The organism is Maricaulis sp. (genome assembly GCF_030149425.1).
Lineage (GTDB): Bacteria > Pseudomonadota > Alphaproteobacteria > Caulobacterales > Maricaulaceae > Maricaulis.
This window is the reverse complement of sequence record NZ_JASBRQ010000086.1, coordinates 1-18,157: the sequence shown is the minus strand read 5'-3', so window position 1 is coordinate 18,157 and position 18,157 is coordinate 1. Positions and strand designations below refer to the sequence as shown.

The 18,157-nt window shown below is 56.5% G+C and carries 12 protein-coding genes; 9 read left to right on the top strand and 3 right to left on the bottom strand.

The window, feature by feature from the left end; genetic code table 11:
• Window positions 1-711: 711 nt before the first annotated feature.
• From Q1V57_RS14925 to Q1V57_RS14895, 7 genes are all read left to right on the top strand, one after another.
• Window positions 712-2,013 carry a hypothetical protein gene (locus Q1V57_RS14925; protein WP_300532426.1) on the top strand — a complete coding sequence of 434 codons (1,302 nt, stop codon included), beginning with the start codon at window positions 712-714 and terminating at the stop codon, window positions 2,011-2,013.
• A gap of 434 nt (window positions 2,014-2,447) precedes the next feature.
• Entirely contained in the window at window positions 2,448-3,293 is an 846-nt protein-coding gene (locus tag Q1V57_RS14920) for a hypothetical protein (RefSeq protein WP_300532424.1), read from the top strand.
• Between the two features lie 221 nt (window positions 3,294-3,514).
• The gene (locus tag Q1V57_RS14915) at window positions 3,515-6,247 is read left to right on the top strand and encodes a DNA methyltransferase (protein WP_300532422.1); all 2,733 of its coding nucleotides are present in this window, start codon (window positions 3,515-3,517) and stop codon (window positions 6,245-6,247) included.
• On the top strand, window positions 6,244-6,822 hold the full coding sequence (locus Q1V57_RS14910) for a hypothetical protein (RefSeq protein ID WP_300532421.1): 579 nt from the start codon (window positions 6,244-6,246) through the stop codon (window positions 6,820-6,822). The genes Q1V57_RS14915 and Q1V57_RS14910 overlap by 4 nt, the downstream gene beginning before the upstream one ends.
• A complete protein-coding gene (locus Q1V57_RS14905; RefSeq protein WP_300532419.1) occupies window positions 6,812-8,872 on the top strand; it encodes a DEAD/DEAH box helicase family protein in 2,061 nt (686 codons plus the stop codon). The genes Q1V57_RS14910 and Q1V57_RS14905 overlap by 11 nt, the downstream gene beginning before the upstream one ends.
• On the top strand, window positions 8,865-10,079 hold the full coding sequence (locus tag Q1V57_RS14900) for a GIY-YIG nuclease family protein (protein WP_300532417.1): 1,215 nt from the start codon (window positions 8,865-8,867) through the stop codon (window positions 10,077-10,079). The genes Q1V57_RS14905 and Q1V57_RS14900 overlap by 8 nt, the downstream gene beginning before the upstream one ends.
• Window positions 10,076-12,082, top strand: a complete 2,007-nt coding sequence (locus Q1V57_RS14895; RefSeq protein ID WP_300532416.1) for an ATP-binding protein — start codon at window positions 10,076-10,078, stop codon at window positions 12,080-12,082. The genes Q1V57_RS14900 and Q1V57_RS14895 overlap by 4 nt, the downstream gene beginning before the upstream one ends.
• Window positions 12,083-12,239: 157 nt before the next feature.
• Here the strand turns inward: Q1V57_RS14895 and Q1V57_RS14890 are convergent, their stop codons facing one another.
• The 3 genes from Q1V57_RS14890 to Q1V57_RS14880 form a co-directional block, all read right to left on the bottom strand.
• Window positions 12,240-13,553, bottom strand: coding sequence for a relaxase (locus Q1V57_RS14890; RefSeq protein WP_300532414.1), 1,314 nt, complete (start codon window positions 13,551-13,553; stop codon window positions 12,240-12,242).
• Window positions 13,550-13,957 carry a hypothetical protein gene (locus Q1V57_RS14885; RefSeq protein WP_300532412.1) on the bottom strand — a complete coding sequence of 136 codons (408 nt, stop codon included), beginning with the start codon at window positions 13,955-13,957 and terminating at the stop codon, window positions 13,550-13,552. Before Q1V57_RS14885 ends, Q1V57_RS14890 begins: the two co-directional genes overlap by 4 nt.
• A gap of 351 nt (window positions 13,958-14,308) precedes the next feature.
• Complete coding sequence (locus Q1V57_RS14880) at window positions 14,309-15,082, bottom strand: LytTR family DNA-binding domain-containing protein (RefSeq protein WP_300532410.1); 774 nt, start codon at window positions 15,080-15,082, stop codon at window positions 14,309-14,311.
• A 138-nt stretch (window positions 15,083-15,220) separates the two neighbouring features.
• On the opposite strand from Q1V57_RS14880, the gene Q1V57_RS14875 reads away from it, so the two are divergent.
• Both Q1V57_RS14875 and Q1V57_RS14870 read left to right on the top strand, forming a co-directional pair.
• On the top strand, window positions 15,221-16,483 hold the full coding sequence (locus Q1V57_RS14875; RefSeq protein WP_300532408.1) for a serine hydrolase domain-containing protein: 1,263 nt from the start codon (window positions 15,221-15,223) through the stop codon (window positions 16,481-16,483).
• A 220-nt stretch (window positions 16,484-16,703) separates the two neighbouring features.
• Window positions 16,704-17,735, top strand: coding sequence for a tetratricopeptide repeat protein (locus tag Q1V57_RS14870; protein WP_300532406.1), 1,032 nt, complete (start codon window positions 16,704-16,706; stop codon window positions 17,733-17,735).
• Window positions 17,736-18,157 lie beyond the last annotated feature (422 nt).

Sequence of the window (18,157 nt, the reverse complement as noted above, 5' to 3'; positions counted from 1 at the left end):
CGTCTTCCTTGCGACAGCGGAAGACGGGCCCGTTTCCTAGGTTCAAAAGCTGCGGCCCTCCGGTAACCGGGATGCATCAGGGCCTGGGCATCGGGGCATGCCCCTCGTGCCGTGGGATGGAGAACAGCATCAGAAAATCTTGGACGCATCCAAGATCGATCCAAGAAATTTCGCGCAATAAATACAATAATTTAGTGGAATTTTTGGGAAGTTCTATGGTATTATGAAGAATGTCAGCCGTGAGGTATTTGTTCTTTGATGGTCGTAATCACTTGGTACTAGAAATAGGCCGACTTGCTGACATCACACGATGCAACGAAGTGCTCGCGGTACTTGAGCAGGCAATAGAGGATAGGCGCCCTGAATTTGATGGTGTCGATCTGAATGATTGCTTGGTGCGGCGCATCTCACATGTTGCTAAACCATGGGTCCCGCATTGCGACACGGGCCCTGCGTTTCAGGTCGAAAACGCAATCACCGGCGAAGTCTACGTTGCGCGCCATTACAATCACGGAGAACCTTACGACCCCGGCGACCCAACTGAGTACGGATTCCCGGAACATCTAAAATCGAAACCGGATACGGATCCAGGCTTCGACCCGACTCCTTAACGATCAGCGGGCGGCGCTTCGCTGAACTACCATTCAAGGCTGTTCCTGACAGTTTGCTATGACTACGTTCGCTATTCTGCGGTGCAGAGCGAGTCGAGAAATGGATTTATCGCCGGAAAACTGGGGGAAAGACACAGAGCGGCAATGGAGACTCTTGCCGCCCAAACGCCAGGCTGAATTCGTTGCCGCGGTGCAATCGCACGCAAAGAAAAACTACGGATTCTTCAAGCGCAACCAAGACCGCTACTTTGCCGTTTTCAAAGCCGTAACCGGTGAGGTGCTCAACGCCGATCCAAAAAATGACAGTTTTCTAGCCGACACCGTCCGCAGCTTGCCGCTTGATCCCGGAAAGGCTCAATTCGTTTCACCAGAAGATCGCACAAACAAGCACCTTCGACCAATTTTGTTTTGGCTGTGCCATTATCATCTGTCGGATTTTGCTGAGCGGTGCTTGACGGATTTTGGCCTTCCCTATGCACCTACACCTAATCACCCAGACTTACCGAGAAGAGATGCGAACCCGGATTCTTCTGTCTTCGACCTAAAGGGTGAAATTTCAAGCATCCATCTCGGCATCGAAGCTCTAAAGAACACTCTTGGAGAAGGCCTGAATCGAGATCTGTTTGATGGTGCACCTGGTTTTGAAAACTTGTTGGATAGCCCGTCCCGCGACGCGGAGGCGGACGCTAACCCATCGCAACAGTCTACCGGCTCAACGAAGAACCGGGCGGATCAATCCGATCAGAGGCCGATTGAATCGTTCTTGCCGAGTTTTGAGCTGTGGGATGGAAAGCAGGACATCATCTTTCACCTTGCATATCTGCATCTCGCGATCTCCCGCAGAGTCACGCAGCATCCAAACATTTCGATCCTGCCCAATATCGGCGAAATGGTCGAAAACGCGGAACAGATACATGACGATGTCGTTGGTTGGAACGAACGCTTCATCTCTGCTTTCAGGCGCGAGCTAGGTAGCTTTCTCCCGTTGTTTTCGGATAGCGAGCGACTAGCCATTCTCAATATTGTGGCCCAAAGCCAAAAGGTGAATGCGGATCTTGGAGAGTTTTTTCAGCGATTGGGTCATCTAGCCCATTCAATCGAGCCGGACCTGTTCACAATGCTGCATTGCGAGGTCCACTTGAATAACGCTGTGGCGCGCATTGTTTCGAATGACCTGGAAGCTGGACGCCAAATCAAATCCCTCTCGAAAAAATGGAAAAATTTTGACGAGCTACGTGAAACCAAGAACTGGCATCTGGTTTTCGAGTCAGACACAGATAGGCAGGCTTGGGATTCATTGAGTAGTTGGTTGGGGCGTTTCGAGTTGGAATTTCCTAGATACCTCGAATTTCTGCGTGAGGAGCGCAAAGCATTTCTGGCGACCCGTCGCGAACTAGATTGACCACGTTATGATTGGCAGCGGCATACCGCTTTCTGAGCGTGCGCAAGCTGTGCGTTGTAATACAACGCGCTTGGCAAGGGAGACGCTGCCGCTCTCCCGTTGCATCCCTCTCGTCCTATGACGCCCCTGACATCGAGCCCGATGCGCCATGCGATCGTATCGCCGATTGATCGCTCGTCAGGTGGAGCGTTCCTGCTCCCCCGACACCCCATGACGATTTCATCGAGGCCAGGAAGGGAGCTTTCGCGCTGCCCTTCCGTGGATCATCCCTTCGACTGGGGAGACGCATTCGGCATTCGGGCGCGAGTGATCCATCCAAGGCGAATTTCTGCCTTCAGCATAGCGGGCTGCGCTTTTTCGCGTCCGGGTTGCACTCGTCGATAAGGCGCCTAGTGTGCTTTGCGGCATTGAACGATTGGAAATTGGGGGAGTGAATGTTGGGCGAACGGATAGCGCAAGATGATAGGCAAAAAATCGAGCTTGAGGTCGTATCGCAGCGTGCGCGCTTGCGGATAACGCGCCTAGTTCGCGACGCTACCCAGGCGAATGGGCCCGACGGCAGCCAAATCCGCCTCGTTCGTATCAATCGATTTATCAATCTTATGAATACGGCCCGCGGAGGCAAAATCTACAGGTTGGAGATGTGGGGTGATGACTATGCGGTTGGTGAATATGCATGGCATTTGGGTGAGTTAGAGCTAGTCTTTCGCCGCCCTGCGACTCTCGAATTGATTGAGGGGCTCGCTGATTTGCTCGCCGAGGATCTGTTATCTGTCCCCGATCTGAACGCAATCCTGGCGGACGATGGAGTTGGTATTCAGTTCAAGTGGACGAATGATACGATTTCCGTGGATGTGGTCCCGGTTGACGAGCTTCCAGATGAGCCAATTGAGAGCTCTGAGCACACGAACATGCGCAAGCTTTTTGATCGGATGGATCGCGCTCTTGAAGCTCAAGATTGGCCGCTTGCGGTCCATACCGCAGCGTCAGTCTTTGAAACTTTGGCCAAATCCGTTGTGACAAATCCGAACGTTCAGTCCCAAAGCCTTGGGTCCTGGTTCCAACTGTACCGAAACCACTCCAACCTTTCCGATGCGATCTTGGATGAAATTAAGGACATCTTCGATCGGCGGAACACAACTCCCCTCGCTGGTCATGGTTCGATGGCAGACCCGTCTACTACGGAAGAGGAGGCGCGTACGATGCGTGAGCTAACTAGAACAATAGTGAGACTTGAACGGGCCTTGTCGACAATTTCCACACAGGTATCAACAACATAGAGTTGCGTCCTACCTTCACATTCTTTGAGACAATCGATACAATTTTTGTGCTGGCAAGAGATTCGGGATTTCGCGCCCTAGTGGAGCGAGGCTTCAGACTGGATTCATAGAAGCGCGGAGCGCGCAGGGCAGTCCTGCCGCCCTGAACGTCTGTGACTTTATGCGTAAATAGATACGGGATTTTGCCAGAGAACAGAACAACGAATTAGGCTGAGATTCCATTGAACGCTGTTGAGATTGAAGAAGCCGTATCGAACCTCGCTGAGCAGCCGTTTGACGCCCAGGAGTTTCCCTATGCCTTTCTGGAGGCGTTCGGGAACAAGGCGACGACGATCAAGCGGCTACGCACCGGCGCGTCGAACAAGTCCGACCTGGGTGGCGTGCTTCAAACCAGCAACATCCATATCAAGGTATGTGAGCCGGGCACGGTCACTGACACGCTTGTCGCGCTGAAGGACAGCCCGGCTACCAAGAAAGCGCGCGCCAAGTTCGTGCTCGCCACCGATGGTGAGTGGCTAGAGGCCGAAGACCTCAATTCCGGCGAGACGGTAGCGTGCAACTACCCCGACTTCCATGACCATTTCGGCTTCTTCTTGCCGCTCGCCGGAATCAGCACGGTTCAGCAAATCCGCGAGAGCGCCTTCGACATCAAGGCGACCGGGCGGCTGAACAAACTCTATATCGAGCTTTTGCGCACCAATCCTGAATGGGGCACCGCGGAGCGACGCCACGACATGAACCACTTCATGGCGCGGCTCATTTTCTGCTTCTTCGCCGAGGACACCGAGATATTCACCGGCGGCGACCTCTTCACCTCTACGATCGAGCTGATGAGCGACCGCGACAGCACGAACACCCATGAGGTGATCAGCGAGCTGTTCCGCGCAATGAACACCAAGCATGAGGATCGCGAGGCAGCAGGGTTGCGCAGCTGGGCAAACAAATTCCCCTACGTGAACGGCGGTCTGTTCGCGGACTCCGTTGAGGTGCCGACCTTCACCAAAATGGCGCGTAGCTATCTCCTCCATATTGGCAAACTCGATTGGAGGAAGGTCAATCCGGACATTTTCGGATCTATGATCCAGGCCGTTGCGGATGAGGAAGAGCGCGGCGCGCTTGGTATGCACTACACCAGCGTCAGCAATATTCTGAAGGTTCTCAACCCGCTCTTCTTGGATGGCCTGCGCGAGCAGCTTGAGGAGGCAGGCGATAATGGCCGCAAGCTCCTCAATCTGCGTAATCGCATAGCTAAAATCCGGGTCTTCGATCCGGCCTGCGGTTCCGGCAATTTCCTGGTCATCGCCTACAAGGAAATGCGCAAGATCGAGGCGGAGATCAATGAGCGCAGGGGCGAGAAGGATCTTCGTTCAGAGATTCCGCTCACGAATTTTCGCGGGATTGAGCTTCGCGACTTCCCGGCAGAGATCGCGCGCCTCGCGCTCATCATCGCCGAATATCAGTGTGACGTGCTCTATCGTGGCCAGCTCGAAGCGCTGAAGGATGTCCTTCCGCTGAACGCGATGAACTGGATCACTTGTGGAAATGCGCTCCGCCTAGACTGGCTCAGCATCTGCCCGCCAACCGGCATTGGTGTGAAGCATCATGCCGATGATTTGTTCCAATCGCCGATCGATCAGTCTGAAATCGACTTCGAGAACGAAGGCGGCGAAACGTACATCTGTGGCAATCCGCCATTCAAGGGCACTCGAAAACAGGCATTGCACGAAAAAGAAGACCTCGAGCAGGTTTTTGGGCGCCTGACCTCGAAATGGAAAAACGTCGACTATGTTGGCGCGTGGTTGATGAAGGCTGCGATCTACAATGATGTTTGCCATGCGCCTTTTTCGTTTGTTGCGACAAACAGTATATGCCAAGGGCAGCAAGTTCCTATCACCTGGGCGTTGTTGCTGGAGCGCGGGTTGCGAGTCCGCTTTGCTCACACTTCCTTTAAGTGGTCGAATCTTGCCGCAAACAAGGCAGGGGTCACGGTTGTAATCACAGGTGTAGATCGTGAGCCTGGCGGCCCAAGATGGATTTTCTCGGGCGAGAGCAGGCGAGAGGTTCAGAACATAAACCCGTATCTTACTGAGCATAAAATCTCCGTCGTGCCCGCAAGCAGAAAGCCATTGTTCTCAAATGTGCCGATGGATTATGGAGTGTATTACTCGAAGTCAGCAGGTCTAATTCTAGATTCCTCCGCAAAAATCGCATTACAGGAATGCGGGCTTCCTGATCGCTTTGTTCGTAGATTTCTTGGTTCATCAGAATTCATCAACGGGAGAGAGAGATACTGTTTATGGATTTCTGATGAGCAATATGATGAAGCGTTGATTTATACAGATGTTCGAGAGCGCATAGAAAGTGTTCGCGAGGATAGAAGCGTCACTGATGATAAAGCTGTGAATAAGCTTGCCGCCAGGCCCCATCAATTTCGCGAGCGAAAAGGGGATGATGCATCTAAGATATTTGTCCCCATCGTTTCGTCTGAAAACAGGGAATATTTTCCAGCGGGCCTTGCTGACGAAACAGTCATACCGACCAATAAAGCCTTTTTCATTCCGAATGGCCCTCTCTGGGCGCTCGCGGTTATATTGTCGAAGATCCACTTATCTTGGATTGACACCATTTGTGGCCGACTAAGGACGGATTACTCCTACTCCAATACACTTGGTTGGAATACGTTCCCGCTTCCAGTGCTGACTCAGAAAAACAAAGAAGACCTGACGCGCTGCGCTGAGGACATTCTCCTGGCGCGTGAGGCGCATTTTCCAGCTACTATCACCGATCTATACGATCCGGAGAAAATGCCTGCTGATCTCCGCGCAGCGCACGATCGTAACGATGAAGTGATGGAGCGCATCTTTATCGGGCGACGCTTCAAAAACGACACCGAGCGCCTGGAAAAGCTTTTTGAGCTTTACACCAAGATGACCCAGGCGAAGGGGGCGGCATGAAAACAGCGATTTCGATCGTTCTTGGCATCCTGTTTCTTGCTGCGATTTCAGCTGGCGGGTGGCTTTTTGTCGATAGCTTGTTGAAAGCAGACCCAGGAATCACAGCGGCGGTAATCGGTGCGATCGCCGTTATGGTTGGCGGTATATGGAGTCATTATTCAAGTCGCCGCCGCGAGATAAACTCACGACATTTCATAGAAAAGAAGAATGCCTACATGCGGCTGGTCGATCTGATATTCGATTTATTCAAGTCGGTTAAGGGCGAAGGTGAAGTCCCAGAATCCGAGATGATGAGCCGCCTCTTCGATTTTAAGAGGGAGCTGATGGTTTGGGGGGACGGAGCTGTAATCAACGCCCTGTCTCTGTACGAGATTACAAGCGCGGACCTGGCCGGACAAGACGATCCCTCTGAGTCGCTACTGGTGGTGGATGACCTGTTGCGCGCGATCCGACGTGATCTGGGACACAATGACTCAGGTCTCAAGCGGGGAAGCCTTGTCGGAATGCTTCTAATCTCTGACGACCGGGAAAAATTGCTATCAAAAAAATTACAAAGGAGCGGCAATGACCAATAAAAACAATAAGTCTGTCCCGTCAGTCTCCGTCTCTTATGCCCAGACTGGCAACGCCACCAAGTCCAATGAGCTTGGCATGCGCCCGATGCAGGAGCGCGCCTATGAAAAACGTGGCGAGCAATATCTGCTGATTAAATCGCCTCCAGCGTCGGGTAAGAGCAGAGCGCTGATGTTCATTGCGCTCGACAAGCTCCACAATCAGGGTGTCCGCAAAGCCATCATCACCGTGCCGGAGAAGTCGATCGGATCGAGCTTTGCTGATGAGCCGTTGACCAGGTTCGGGTTCTATTACGATTGGCATGTCGAGCCGAAATGGAACCTCTGTAACGCGCCCGGTGAAGAAGGCAGCAAGGCGGCCTCTGTAAAGGCCTTTCTGGATAGCGATGATCAGGCGCTTGTTTGCCCACATGCGACTTTTCGCAATGCGGTTGAGAAGTTCGGGATCGAGGCGTTCGATGACTGCCTCATCGCCGTGGACGAATTTCACCACGTCTCCGCCAATCCGGACAACAAGCTGGGCGCACAGCTCGCTGAGCTGATCGCCCGCGACAAGGTGCATGTCGTCGCCATGACCGGCTCCTATTTCCGGGGCGATGCCGAGCCGGTTTTGATGCCGCATGATGAGGCGAAGTTCGAAACAGTCACTTATACGTATTACGAGCAGCTCAATGGCTATAAGTGGCTGAAGACGCTTGATATTGGGTATTATTTCTATTCCGGCTCATACGCCGATGAAATACTGAGCGTGCTCGATCCTTCGCAAAAGACGATCGTCCATATTCCGAGCGTTAACTCCCGCGAGAGCACCAAGGACAAGATCAAGGAAGTCGAGCACATCCTGGATGAGCTGGGCGATTGGGAAGGCACCGATCCTGAGACCGGGTTCCAGCTTGTGCGCACGTCCAAAGGCCGGGTGCTGCGCATCGCTGACCTCGTGAATGATGATCCGGCAAAGCGGGATCGCGTTTCAGCCGCGCTCAAAGACCCCAAGCAGAAGAACAACCGCGACCACGTAGACATCATCATCGCGCTTGGGATGGCGAAGGAAGGTTTTGACTGGATATGGTGTGAGCACGCCCTGACGGTGGGCTATCGCTCCAGCCTGACCGAGATCGTCCAGATCATCGGGCGCGCGACGCGCGACGCAGAGGGCAAGACCCGCGCTCGCTTCACCAATTTGCTCGCGGAACCGGACGCCTCGGAAGACAGCGTCGTGGATGCGGTGAACGATACGCTCAAAGCCATCGCCGCCAGCCTGCTGATGGAGCAGGTTCTCGCGCCGCGTTTCAATTTCACGCCCAAGAACACCCAGAGCGGCCCGGTTGAAGGCTTCGACTATGGCGAAGGCGGCTACGATCCTGAGAAATGCAATGTCGGCTTCAACGAGGAACAAGGCGAGTTTCAGATTGAGATCAAAGGCCTTTCCGAGCCGAAGACCAAAGAGGCCGAGCGCATCTGTAAAGAAGACCTGAACGAGGTCATCACGGCCTTCGCCCAGGACAAAACCTCCATCGAACAAGGCCTCTTCAATGAGGAACTGGTGTCTGAAGAGCTGACGCAGGTTCGCATGGGCAAGATCATCAAGGACCGCTATCCGGAGCTTGACGAGGCGGACCAAGAGGCCGTGCGCCAGCATGCTATCGCGGCGCTAAATCTGACTCAGAAGGCCAAAGCCATTGCTGCGGGTGACGATCCTGATATCGAGCAGGCCGGCAACACAGCTCTGATCGATGGGGTTCGAAAGTTTGCGATGGATGTACGCGAACTCGATATCGACCTGATCGACCGGATCAATCCGTTCGGCGAGGCTTACGCGATCCTGGCCAAGACCATGAGCGAGGACAGCCTGAAGCAGGTCGCGTCTGTGATCGCGGGCAAACGCGTGAGCATGTCGCCAGACGAAGCCCGTGAGCTTGCGAAGCGCGCCTTGAAATTCAAGCAAGAGCGCGGGCGCTTGCCGTCCATCACGGCAGCCGATGCCTGGGAAAAGCGCATGGCTGAAGGCGTGGCCTATCTCGCAAAGATGAAGGCGGAGGCCGCGAATGGCTAAATACGCGTTCACAGATGAAGACGATGCACTGCTCGGCGAACTCGGCGTTGAGGTTGAAGCGAAAAAGCAAAAGAGCCTGACGCCGCGAGAAGAGCGAATCATCGCAGGATTTGAAGATATCCAGCGTTTCTATGATCAGCATGGCCGCACGCCACAGCATGGCGAAGGCAATGATATTTTTGAGCGCATGTATGCCGTTCGCCTAGACCGGCTGCGCCAACTTGACGAATGCCGCACGCTTCTGGAGCCCCTCGACCACCAAGGCCTTCTCGGTGACGCTCAGACGCCGGTCGGAACCATCGAAGAGGACATCGACGACGACGCGCTCCTGGAGCAGCTTGGCATCGAGGCGGAACTAGCAGACATCACCGAGCTGAAGCACGTGCGATCAGGCGCCGAAAAACGCGCGGCCGAGGAGATCGCGAACCGACAGCGCTGCGAAGATTTCGAGACATTCAAACCACTGTTTGAACAGGTCCAGGCTGAGCTGAAAGATGGTGTCCGACAGAGCCGGACGATCCGCAAGGAAGCAGGCTTCTTGAAGACGGATATCCGCGAGGGTGAATTCTTCATCCTCAATGGCCAGACACTCTATGTGGCCGAGGTTGGGGAGGCGATCAAAGCGCCCAATGGCGAGAAGGATGCTCGGCTTCGGGTGATCTTCTCCAATGGTACCGAGAGTAACTTGCTTCTCCGCTCTCTACAGCGCGCTATCTACAAGGATGAGACCAGCCGGCGCATTACCGAGCCAACGGCGGGCCCGCTGTTCGGAGATTCTCAAGAGGAAGAGGATCTCGCGAGCGGGACCATCTACGTCCTTCGAAGCAAGTCCAATCACCCAACCGTGTCGGAAAACCGCGAGGTGCTCCACAAGATCGGCGTGACGGGCGGCAGCGTCGAGAAGCGCATCGCGAATGCCGCTAAGGATGCGACCTATCTCTTGGCTGATGTTGAAGTCGTCGCGACCTATGAGCTGTTCAACATCAATCGCAAGAAATTTGAGCGCCTGATGCACCGTGTCTTCGAGCCCGCGCGTCTGAAGATTGACATCAAGGACCGCTTCGGAAACCCGGTCGAACCACGCGAATGGTTCCTGGTCCCGCTCTTCGTGATCGATGAAGCGATCGAAAAATTTAGAGATGGGACAATTGGCGATTACGTTTACGCGCCTTCAGATGCACAACTTGAGAAGAGGGCTGATAAATGACGTCGCTTCAGGGAGACATAGTAAATCGCGTAAAGCGCTTCCCGAAGCCCTCTCAGGCTGCAGAGGCATTACAGCCGGTATTTGAGGCTGTTAGCAATGCACTTCACGCTATCGAAGATGCCTTTGGAAGCTGCGCTCAGGACGATGGAAAAGTCATTGTTGAGTTCGAAAACCTAAATGACCCAGATCGCGTTTCCATCACTGTTTCTGATAACGGGATAGGCCTTGATCACGAGCGGTTCGAAGCATTCTGCAAGACTGACACGCCATTCAAGTTGCTTAGAGGCGGCAAGGGCGTGGGTCGCCTGTTATGGCTTGATGCCTTCGAAAATATTTCTGTGTCCAGCCAGTTTATTGACGGTGACAAACTCTACAGACGCGAATTCAATTTTGGTTTGCGTGAAACCGATCAGATTTACGATGAGGCTCTGACCGAAATCGCGGGAGGTCCACAAGAGCGGGGAACGATCGTGAGGTTCTCTGGGCTCCGGGGTAGCGCCTACAGAGGAAAATTCCCAATCCAGCGTGCGACGATCGTCAAGCATTTTGGCTCGCATTTTTTCGCAGACTTTATTCTTGGCCGGTCGCCGCAGATCGTGGTTGATGTGAGCGGTGAAAGCGCTGAGTTCCCGGAGGAAATCAAGAAACTACAGGTGGAAGACAGAGGCATCGCGAAACTCGAAACCGAAGAGTTTGGAGAGCTTGAGCTCGCGAGTTTCGTTTGCCTCAAACAGGCGAGTGCGAACTTTGATGGCCTGCACCAGCTACATCTTGTTGCAAATGGTCGGACCGTCACGACACGCAAGATCGACGGTCTATTAGGCATCGGACGGTTTGGCCCCGCTGGCGACCGTGTGTTTCACGGCTGCATATCGGGCAACTTCTTAGACGAGCGTGTCAATCAAGAGCGAACTCAGTTCAATTTTGACGAGAGCATTGTCGATCAGATCGTGAAGGTCTGTGCTGAACATGCTCGCAAGAATGCGATACACGACGAGATCCAACGCTTTGATACTGAGCGGCTTGGAGGACTGCGGGGATTTATCGGGGATTATCCATCTTTCGGCTTCGAGGAGCCGGAGGCACTTCTAAAACGCGTACCGAAAAACGCTGTTAAAGATGAGCAGTATGCCCAGGCGCTTATCCCCATAAGGATTAGACGTGACAAAGAGCGCAACGAAAAAATCCAATCCATCGTATCGCAGCTAGAAGCTGGCGAAGAGGTTCCAGAAAATTTCGCTGAAACAATCCAATCTGCGGCAAATGAAGTCCGCGCGGAGGAACAACGGCAGCTAACAGAATATGTGTTGAGACGAAAAATCGTTCTCGACGTAATGCAAGTTCTTATTCGTCGTATTAGGGACCGGGGAGACAAGGAAACCGATTTCCATCTAGAGGAAACGCTCCACAAATTCATCTGCCCGATGCGCATAAGAGGAGACGATCCGAACAAGGTAGAACAATCCGATCACGACCTTTGGATCATCGATGAGCGCTTCACCTTCACAAAGTACTTCTCCTCAGATTTGTCTTTTAGCCAGCTGGTCAAAGAGAGCTCTGGGCGCGAGCGCGCGGACCTCCTGATCTATGACCGGCTTCACGGATTGGGCGCGGAGGGTGAAGACCCTCTCCGTCGTGTAATGCTGGTCGAATTTAAGAAACCTGGTCGCACAGATTATACAGACCGATACTCACCCTCCAATCAGATCGCGGAATACATCACCAAATTGAAGAACAACGAGATAGAGGATTTTCGAGGGCAGCGAATCCGCGTCGCGGATGATTGCATTTTCTACTGTTACGTCGTGGCTGATATCGTCGGTAAGCTTGATATTCACACGAGCACTTGGCGAACGACGTCGAATGGGCGAGGCCGCATAAATCAGCTTGACGGAAAATTCAGAGGCGTAATCGAAATCATTGAATGGGCTGATCTGCTGGCAGATGCGCGCCTACGAAACTTGGCGTTTCTTGATGCGGCTGGTTTGAAGTTCTCCTCGTAAACTCATTGAATAAAGGGACTTTGCCCCAGTGCCCGCAAGGGTGCGGTCTCCCGAGCTTCGGGCCATACGGCCCTGCAGCCGCCGCACTGATCCTTGCCCGCGCTTCCCCGTTTTCTTTTAGCTGCCGTGGACTGCAAGGGAGCTTGCAGCCGCTTTCCTATCGGCTGAGGTCTGGGCTGCCGCGGTTTCGTGTCTGAGCCTGCGATTGCTCTTGCTGGCGACGTTGCTTGATGAAGGCTTGCCGTCGCGCTTCGCGCTCGCTGGCAACCGTATTCTCAAATCGCTGCCTATCCGCTTCGATGGAGCGCAGCCTTTGGACTTCTTGAACTTGGACGCGGGCCCGTTCGGAATCTATGCGGCGGCGTTCTTCGAGATGACGGAAGATAAGCTGATCCCGCAGCGCCTGGTCCCGCTTTTCGGCCTGCCACGCCTCAAACTGATTGCGCTCCTGGATACGCTTGTGCTCACCGGATAGCCGATCCCAAACACCCGAGAAGCCGGAGCGAAACCGCTCTTGCCGTTTGACGGCCTCGGCTTCTTGCCGGGCGCGCATGCGGTCCTGCTGTTCTTGTCTTTGAGCACGCTGGCGCTCGACGAGTTCGGATCGCTTGCGAGCTTGTTCTTCGCGGTGCTCTCGCTCCTGTTCCGCGATGTCAGCTTTCATCCGGTCCATTGCCGGGATCATGCCTTGAGCGATACGCGCGTTGGCTTCCTCAAGCGTCGGGAGTTGATCCGCATCGCCGATGCGGGCGCGGACCTCTTTTGTTTTTACCCCGGCATAGGTGTTGAGCGCATAGGGCTCGCCGCGATGATCGACGACGAGATATCCGCGCCGGTCACCTCGTGCGAGCATATAGCCGCGTTCGGCTAGGGCGTGCTCCAAGGCTACCTTCGAGTCCGAGATCGCCCAGGCATCTTGCAGCGCGGCCTTAATGGCTTTGATGTCTTTGCCGGTCCGTTTGGCTTGTTGCCATTCTTCCAGCGAGAAGTTCTTCGGATCGCGCTTAGAGCGGTCTGTCATCCCGTCAGGCATGCGCCAACCGTGTTCGCGATAAATCTCCCGGCTGATCTCCATGAGCTTGGTCTTGGTGTGGGAGAGCTGAACCGCTTTCATCTCGTCGGCTTTGATCCGACTCCATACCGCATGGGCATGGCGGCGGCCTTCCTTCTCGTGAAAGACGATCGCGCGCGGCTGACCATTCAGGCCGAGTTCCGCTTCAACCCGATTGATGGCGTCCTTGAAGGTTTCGGTTTCGACTGTCTCTGTCTGCGGTGGGTTGAGGCTGAGCGAAAAGAGGAATTGCCTGCAGCGTGTCGCCTGGCTGGTGGCGTAGGCCTCCGTGAACGCGCCTTCGAGGTCGTCACTGATGAAACCCCGCATCTCATGGATATCGACGTGTTCGTTTTCGTCCTTCATCAAGTGCAAGGCGAGGTCGCGCGCGCCGCCGCGCTGATTGCCCACCAAGATCATTTGGCCTTCACCCCAAGCGACTTGATGAGCGCATCGCGCATGTCTCGAATGTCTCGACAGGCGGCATTGAGCGCCTCGGTCAGATCAGGCGTAACCGGTAGCGCACCGACCGCCGCTGCGTTCGCAATGGTGGCCATATTGGTGGCGAGTTCAGAACGACCGAGCCCGGCGAGCGCTTTGGCGTATTCAATATCGCGATCGCGCGGCGTTCGCCGCTTGGACGGTTTCGCTGCATCGCCGAAAAGGCAGCTACGAATATAGTCACCAAGTGATCGTTTCCCGGCTCGCTGGCGGAGCAGGGCTCGTTCGTCTTCACTCAGCCGAAGCGAGAACGGGGAGGAGGCTTTCTTCTTGGCAGCACGATTGAATACAGAAGCGGAGCTCCGGTTTTCATTGATGCTCATGGCCCGTTCTCCGGGCCGCCAAGCTCAGGTGCGCCGAGCGCCTCAAGATCGCGGTTCCATTCCTCTAGAAGCTCAAAGAACTGGTTCCAGTCGAGTCTGTCGACGGGCACCATTCTTTCCTTGCTTCCGCTCCGCTCGAACCCGTGCCCGGCCTGGCCATAGGCGTTGGGGTTCGTGCTCGCATGAAGCGCGCTCAAGGCTGTGGTGTTCGAGCTTGGTCCATCGACCGGCACCATTTTTCTTTGCTTCCGCTCCGCTCGAACCCGTTGCCAGGCCAGACGCTGGCGTGGGGGTTCGTGCTCACATCAAGCGTGCTCAGGGCTGCGGCGTGAGCGTCTACGGCCAAAGCCGCTAGAGCCATCCAGCCTGTTTGAGCTGGTCGACCCGGCCACGGGCGATAGGGACAACGCGGTCGTCGACCAGGATCAGCACATGATCGCGGCCGCGGCGTTCCGTGCGGGCGACGGCCTCACGCGCTACCCACCAGGAACGGTGAACACGCATCCCGCTGCCCGGTCGTGTGCGGGCGATCGCCTCGCTCATCGTGGCGCGGACGAGATGCTGGCCGTGATCGCTGGTCAGGCTGAGATAATGATCCTGGGTCTCGATCGACAGAATGGTCCCGGCGGGCCACCCCTCACCGGGATCGGCATCCTCGAGGGGGGCCGGCACCCAGCTGGCTTGCTCGTCTTCACGCCGACGCTGCCGCTCGGCCTGGATCTCGATCAACACGATCAGACCGCAGATAAAGGCGATACCCGGGGCCATGAAGAGCGCGAAGTCCAGCAACGGGTCCGGCGCCTGGTAGGACAAGAGCGGGGTGCGCTTGAGGGCTTCAACCTGCAGCGTCACCAGGGGCCAGACGCCGGCGAAGGCGATCAGCCAGGCCGGCCAGCGACGCCCCGCCTGAGCCAGACCGCTCAAGCGGACGAGAACCATAATGGCGAGGAATTGTCCGGCGACCAGGCAGACAACCACTGTCCACAGGACCAGCCGGTGGGCAAAGGAGACGTCGTCACTGTCAAATCCGCCGGACGCGGTCTGGATCAGGCTCAGGGCCAGCACCAGCAAGCCGGTCTGCAGCAGCACCCGCCGGGACGGACAGGCCTGGAGAAATTTCGACATCAGACGCTTCACGACATTTCCCGACAGCTCGCGACACCTCGCCCCTTCGCCGGTTTACTACACTTGCAGCGCTGCTTAGGGCACCCCAAAACATCTGGAAGAGCCCGCCGATGCCGGGCCTGTGCAAAGGAGTACAACATGTCGGGTTTGATGCGTTCCTGGGGCAAGATCACGGCCGCCCTGGCTGCTCTCCTCCTGCTGGCGGCAATCTGGGCGCTGGCGCCGGTTTACGGATTTTTCGCCCATCGCGGTGAAGCCCCGCTTGGCCCGTTTGGCTGGACGCAATTGCCCGATGGCCCCGGACCAGTCACCCAAGACCTGCTTGATCCCGCCTATGCCGGAGCGGCCGAAGAAGCCGCTCGCCGCCTTGAAGCCTGGCGCGCCCGGATCGGCGCCCCGGCCTTGTCGGCTGCTGTCGCCGTGGAGGGAGAGATTGTCTGGCGCGGTGCCGCCGGCTGGAGCGACCTGGCCCGCGCCACGCCCGCGACCCCGGATACGATTTTCCGTATCGGCTCGACCTCCAAGGCGGTCACCGCCACAGCCCTGGCGCGTCAGGTCCAACGGGGCGAGCTCGATCTGGATGCGCCCCTCGCCACCTATTTCGCTGACCTGCCCAACCCGGCCTGGACCGGGATCACAGCGCGCCAGCTCGCCTCACACATGGCAGGCGTGCCGCATTATGGCGGCAATAGCGACACGGCGGGCCTGATCGCCACCATGACCATGCGCCGCCATTATCCCACCGTGCAGGCGGCCCTCGACGTTTTCGACGGCAGCGCGCTCGGTTTCGAGCCCGGCACGGATTTCAACTATTCCTCCCTCGGCACCGTTCTCCTCGGCGCAGCCATGAGCGAAGCCGGCGGTCTGTCCTATCGCGATCTCATAGCCCGGGAGGTCATCGAACCGGCCGGCGCACAATCCACCCTCGTGGCGCCACGGAGCCATTCCGGCGAGCTGGCAAATTTCTATCTGCGCCGGGATCAGCGCTACCGGGTCTGGCGCCCGGTTGATCTCAGCCATCGCCTGCCCGGCGGCGGCTGGGCCTCGACGCCGAGTGATCTGGTCCGCATCGGTTCGCTCTGGCTCGATGAAGATTTCATCTCGCCGGAAACGCGCGAGGCGTTCTGGACGCCGCAATCCCTGGCCAATGGCGAAACCAATGAACAGGATTATGCCCTTGGCTGGCGCTGGCGCGAATTTGAGATTGAGGGCGTCGGGATTGCCCGAAATGCCAATCACGGCGGCGTCTCCCGCGGCTCCCAGTCCTGGCTCCTGGTCTTCCCCGACTATGAAATGAGCATCGCCTTCAACACCAATATGAACACCGAGGAATTCGCCGAATTCGGGATGTTCTACCAGGACTTGGTCGAAGTGTTTGCCCCGGTCGCGGGACAGGAATAAGCCTCAACGCCCCTTAGACCCCGCCGCATTTGTGATCCTGGATCAGGAATGGCCAAAGGCGAAGCAGAACCACCCTGTCGGATACGATTATTTCCCCGTCTTGTTTGCAGTTTTCAGACATCTGTCCAACAATCGGAATGTCATTCTGCATTAGGGGATTAGAGTGGCGCGCCTTAAGACCACTCAGCCAATCAGGCTGCCAGCCCCCTGGGACATTGTCATGAACCGCCACCTCTTTGCGATTTTTTTGAGTTTCATATTTGCGGCCGGCGCCGCCGCCCAGGGGACGTCACGCGAGGCGGTGGAAGACCTCTATGATCAGGGCCGAGCGGAATATGACGCCGGACGGTACCAAAGCGCCGCCGATATTCTCGGCCGGGCCTGCAGCCGAGGCGGCGCGCAGAGCTGCTCGCACCTGGGATATATGCATCTGATGGGCGAGGGCTTTGGCCGAAGCGCTGCCCGGGCTGCGGAATATTTCAGCACGGCCTGTGCCGGCGGGGAGGCCTTTGCCTGCTTTAACCTCGGCTATCTGTTCCTCAACGGCGAGGGCGTGGAGCGCGACGCTCCCCGGGCTGCACAATTGTTTCGCCAGGCCTGTGACAGCGGTAATGGCTCCGGCTGCTTCAATCTGGGTTATGCATATTACAATGGGGACGGCGTTCCCCAGGATCGTCTGCGCGGGATCGGCTTGTTCCGCGAGGCTTGCGATCTGGGGACTGACCAAGGCTGTGTCGAGTATGGCGGCACCATGACAGCTGCCTGCCAACTGGGCGATGCGTTCGCCTGCGCTGATCTGGGCCGGGCCTATTTCCAGGGTCTGAACGTGCGCCAGGACCGCGAAAGAGGTGTCGCATACTACCGGCAGGCCTGCGAGGATGGGGCTCCCGAAGGGTGTCTTGGCCTTGGCATCGCTTCATGGACCGGACAGGGTACCACCCAGGACCATGAGGCAGCCGTCGGCTATTACCAGCAAGCCTGCGGGGCCGGACTTGAGCTGGGATGCGCGGGCTTGGCCGACGCCTATTGGGAAGGGCTGGGACTGCCCCAGGATCTGGAGCGGGCCGTGGCACTCTATCGCCAGGCCTGTGATGCAGGCGCACGGAGCGCCTGTTCGAGTCTTGGGGTCGCTTACTGGACCGGTCGCGGCGTGCCGCAGGACCTCGAGCGCGCCGCGCACTATCTCCGCCAGGCCTGCCAGCAAGGATATGAGCCCGCTTGCCGTGCCTTCGAGAGCCAGGGCAACCCGTAGCGCGGCGTTTGCCTGTCCCGTTCCAAGCAAACTCCAAACGCTGCAAAGGTCCGGGCTTCCCGTCCGGAGTGAGGGCATGGAGGGGCGTCTATCCGGCACCAACCTTCCTTCTCCCCGCCTGGGGAGAAGGAAATCGTAGCCGGCCCCAACCTCCACCGCTTTCCCCGACTTCATGTCGGGGCCCGGCGTTATCCCGACGTTGATGACTCTTGGCGCTGGCGGTTCCAAGAGTCATCGACGTCTTCGCCCCCACCAGGCCCCGGAATAAATCCGGGGGAAAATGTGCAGCAACATCAGAACTTAAACCCCTCATCCCGGGCTTGATCCGGGACCCCGGCGCCATCGAGCGCGTCCTCTCGAGGTCCCAAATCAAGTTTGGGATGAAGGCGAGGAGGGGCGCCTATCCCGCACCAACCCGTCCT

Coding starts and splice junctions, on each gene's coding strand:
- Q1V57_RS14875 (WP_300532408.1), top strand. CDS start 15,221: ATGTCGGGTTTGATGCGTTCCTGGGGCAAGATCACGGCCGCCCTGGCT.
- Q1V57_RS14910 (WP_300532421.1), top strand. CDS start 6,244: ATGAAAACAGCGATTTCGATCGTTCTTGGCATCCTGTTTCTTGCTGCG.
- Q1V57_RS14870 (WP_300532406.1), top strand. CDS start 16,704: ATGAACCGCCACCTCTTTGCGATTTTTTTGAGTTTCATATTTGCGGCC.
- Q1V57_RS14885 (WP_300532412.1), bottom strand. CDS start 13,957: ATGAGCATCAATGAAAACCGGAGCTCCGCTTCTGTATTCAATCGTGCT.
- Q1V57_RS14920 (WP_300532424.1), top strand. CDS start 2,448: ATGTTGGGCGAACGGATAGCGCAAGATGATAGGCAAAAAATCGAGCTT.
- Q1V57_RS14890 (WP_300532414.1), bottom strand. CDS start 13,553: ATGATCTTGGTGGGCAATCAGCGCGGCGGCGCGCGCGACCTCGCCTTG.
- Q1V57_RS14880 (WP_300532410.1), bottom strand. CDS start 15,082: ATGTCGAAATTTCTCCAGGCCTGTCCGTCCCGGCGGGTGCTGCTGCAG.
- Q1V57_RS14900 (WP_300532417.1), top strand. CDS start 8,865: ATGGCTAAATACGCGTTCACAGATGAAGACGATGCACTGCTCGGCGAA.
- Q1V57_RS14925 (WP_300532426.1), top strand. CDS start 712: ATGGATTTATCGCCGGAAAACTGGGGGAAAGACACAGAGCGGCAATGG.
- Q1V57_RS14895 (WP_300532416.1), top strand. CDS start 10,076: ATGACGTCGCTTCAGGGAGACATAGTAAATCGCGTAAAGCGCTTCCCG.
- Q1V57_RS14905 (WP_300532419.1), top strand. CDS start 6,812: ATGACCAATAAAAACAATAAGTCTGTCCCGTCAGTCTCCGTCTCTTAT.